This window comes from Streptococcus danieliae, from assembly GCF_013415245.1.
Lineage (GTDB): Bacteria > Bacillota > Bacilli > Lactobacillales > Streptococcaceae > Streptococcus > Streptococcus danieliae_A.
Genome location: NZ_JACBXX010000177.1, coordinates 1 through 3,382, shown reverse-complemented (window position 1 = coordinate 3,382; position 3,382 = coordinate 1). Strand labels below are relative to the sequence as shown.

The window sequence follows — 3,382 nt, the reverse complement described above, 5'->3', positions numbered from 1 at the left end:
TGAATAATAGCTGTCTCACAAGAGCGATTGGGACGAAAGCCATAACTATACTCTGAGAAGTGTCTTTCACAGATTGGACTGATGGTTTGAACAATCGCTTGTTGTACCATTCTGTCCATGACTGTAGGGATTCCAAGATTTCGGACGCCACCATTTGGCTTAGGAATTTCAACTCGTAAAACTGGTTGAGGTTTGTACTTCCTCTGCTTTATAAGTTCCTTGGTTTCTCGCCAATGTTGCCGTAGGAAATTATCCATTTCCTCAATGGTAACTCCGTCGATACCAGCAGAACCCTTGTTTCTTTTTACCTGATGATAGGCTTCAAGCATATTGTTCCGAGATAATATCTTATCTAGCAATTCTGACATGTGCGTATTTCTTTCTTGTTTCGGTGTCTGAGGGACATCTTAGATTCGTGAACCTTCTCCTAGTCAATACGTGACCGTCTCCAGTTCTATCAGACCGTTCTTTTACAGACACAAGTGAAGTAGGATTACTTCGGTTAATTGTTCGCCCCTTCGCTCCATTTCCATTACAGAAACTTCATCACTACTATGGGTTCGGCTGACTTCTCATGATTCGTTGTTACTACGTCTACGACGCTCATGAGACCTCACGGGATAAGTCGTATATCTTTCCTCGTTTACTCTCGTGATCTACGCATATAGGTTACGACTACCTTTTGGGACTTTAGAGTTTTCAGCCTCCTCATCCACTACATACGCCTTCATATCACATTTCTGTTCGTAGAGCCACGATTTCGCTATCCCTTCCTCTCCCCGCTACCTCACGATAGTCAGGCTTGGGAGTCGCTATTGGGTTCACCGGTAGCAGGTGCCCACAGAGGACTTGCACCTCAGATATACGACATGCCCGTCGTACAGAAAAAAGACAGAAATTGCAACTTCTGTCTTTTCTTTTCGAATAAATAAAGTAAAGAGGGACTTCCTTACGGATTCATATTTACCCGGTGCCACTCATTGATGACATAGGCCAATTGTCCGACTTGGTAAAGACCAACACCACTAATTTCCGTAGAAGCTGTTGTAGTCCCACCTAGACCTGCGGTATAAAGAGCTACCAGATAAGGAGTCTCCTCATAAACAACCGCATTCACATTCAAGGCTTCATTGACATAGCCTGGTTTTTGATCAATTTTAAGACCTGGCAAGAGACTCTTGTAGTATTCACCAGGGAAGGATTCACCCGTCAAGCGTAAAATTTCAGAATACTTTTTCTGATCCTTCCAAAGATGCTCCAAGACCTGGATAAAGTAATCCGTTGTGGTTTTATTTTGCAAGGAGATGGTTTTAATCTCAGCAGACTTGGAAGTTCCATAACGGTCATACATAGTATAAACCTTATCCATTCCCCCCAAGCGCTCCGCTAGGGCATAGGCTGGGGTATTTTCAGAATACACAAGCGAATAGACCTGCATATCGGGAATGGTCATCATCCCACCAAAAGCCGCCACATAGTTGTCATGCTCCCCTTGGTATTCATATTGGGTATTGGTAATATCAAATTCATCTTCAAGGCTCAATTTTCCCTTGGCCACTTCATCCATCACCAACATGTTGAGCGGAAGCTTGTAAGTGGAGCCAGCTGTCATCGGCTGAGTATCATTGAAGGAGAAACGTTCATTACTTTTGGTATTTTTATAAGAAAAAGCCACCTGTGAATGATCAATCCCATACTCATCCATATAAGCTTTGACCGTATCCTCCAATGACAAATTCGCATAGTCATAGTAGAGACCATAACTATTCATCGTATCCTCATCTTCAGCCATGGCTTTTTGCTTAGCAGCCTTGCTTTTATTAGTTGGAACTACCTTTTCCTCTTCAGGCTCTTGATCCTTCTTCTCCTCCTGTTTCTTCCCAGTTATTTGACCAACCATTTGGGAAAATAAATTAGAGTCGGAATTTGATCCTGCCACAAAGACAGCAGCAATAAAGGCTAGAGAAGCTAACCCAATCAGTAATCCAACAATCCACTTACTATACTTCTTCATAATTCCTCACCTTGTAAAATTTCAACTCATATATTATAAGACATCTAAAATTAAAAAACAATAGGAAAGAAAAAAAGTTCGAGTCGAAAAACTCGAACTTTTTTTCTTAAGCCATGGCAGGATCTAAGGCTTCACCAATAGCTGCTAGACGCTCCACAACCTCTGCCTCTGTCAAACCATTTTCAGAAACATAACGATTCCGAGGATGGACACGACATTCATGGCTGCATCCACGAAGGTATTTATCTTCATTCTCAACTGAGGTCAAAATACGACGGTTACAGAAAGGATTTCCACAGTTTACATAACGTTCACATGGAGTTCCATCAAACCAGTCTTTTCCGACTACAACTGGATTTACATGGTTGATGTCGACAGCAATCCGCTCATCGAACACATACATTTTTCCATCCCAAAGCTCTCCTTGAACTTCTGGATCTTTTCCATATGTTGCGATCCCTCCGTGAAGCTGACCAACATCTTTGTAACCCTCACGAACCATCCAACCAGAGAATTTCTCACAGCGAACACCACCAGTACAGTAAACGACCACACGTTTGTCCATAAATTCTTCTTTATGGTCCCGAACCCATTGTGGTAACTCACGGAAATTACGGATATCTGGACGAATCGCACCTCGGAAATGACCCAAATCATATTCATAGTCATTACGCGTATCCAAGACAACCGTATCCCCATCCAAAAGCGCTTCTTTAAATTCTTTTGGTGATAAATAAGCCCCGGTCGTTTCAAGCGGGTTGATATCCGCATCGAAGTCATTGTCTTCTAGACCAAGATGGACAATCTCTTTTTTATAACGAACAAACATTTTTTTGAAGGCTTGCTCTTCTTCTAAGTCAATTTTAAACCAAAGATCTTCCATTCCTGGTAGCGAGTGAACATAGTCCATATACTTCTGAGTTGTTTCAAAGTCACCAGAAACGGTCCCGTTGATCCCCTCATCTGCTACCAAAATCCGACCTTTTAGACCAATCGATTTACAAAAAGCCAAGTGGTCTTTGGTAAACTGTTCCGCATTTTCGATTGGAACATACTTGTAATACAATAGAACACGAATATCTTTTGCCATAAGATTTCATTCTCCTTTAAACTAACATTTGAATTTCAAATTCAATCCATTATAACTTGAAATCAAGGAAAACCCAAGGGTTTTTGCTTAAAAGCAAGAAAAAAGCCCCTAAGGGGCAAGAACTCCGCCAGTAGGACTCGAACCTACGACACCCGACTTTATCACCTAGATTTATGAAAACTTAGCTCAAACCCTTGATAGAGCTGAGTTTTTTTGTAAAATCCAACTATTTTTCTTGTTGTATATGGTTGTGTATGGTATAATAGAGTATGGCATTT

Annotated in this window: 3 protein-coding genes; all 3 read right to left on the bottom strand. The window is 41.4% G+C overall.

The window, feature by feature from the left end; all coding sequences use genetic code 11:
• Nucleotides 1-368 (bottom strand): reverse transcriptase domain-containing protein (locus HZY94_RS08455; protein WP_257151889.1); only part of this gene is annotated, 368 nt, incomplete at its 3' end.
• Nucleotides 369-949: 581 nt separating this feature from the next.
• Nucleotides 950-2,014 carry a serine hydrolase gene (locus HZY94_RS08450; RefSeq protein ID WP_179925789.1) on the bottom strand — a complete coding sequence of 355 codons (1,065 nt, stop codon included), beginning with the start codon at nucleotides 2,012-2,014 and terminating at the stop codon, nucleotides 950-952.
• A 106-nt stretch (nucleotides 2,015-2,120) separates the two neighbouring features.
• Entirely contained in the window at nucleotides 2,121-3,104 is a 984-nt protein-coding gene (gene trhO / locus HZY94_RS08445; protein ID WP_179925788.1) for an oxygen-dependent tRNA uridine(34) hydroxylase TrhO, read from the bottom strand.
• Between the last annotated feature and the right edge of the window lie 278 nt (nucleotides 3,105-3,382).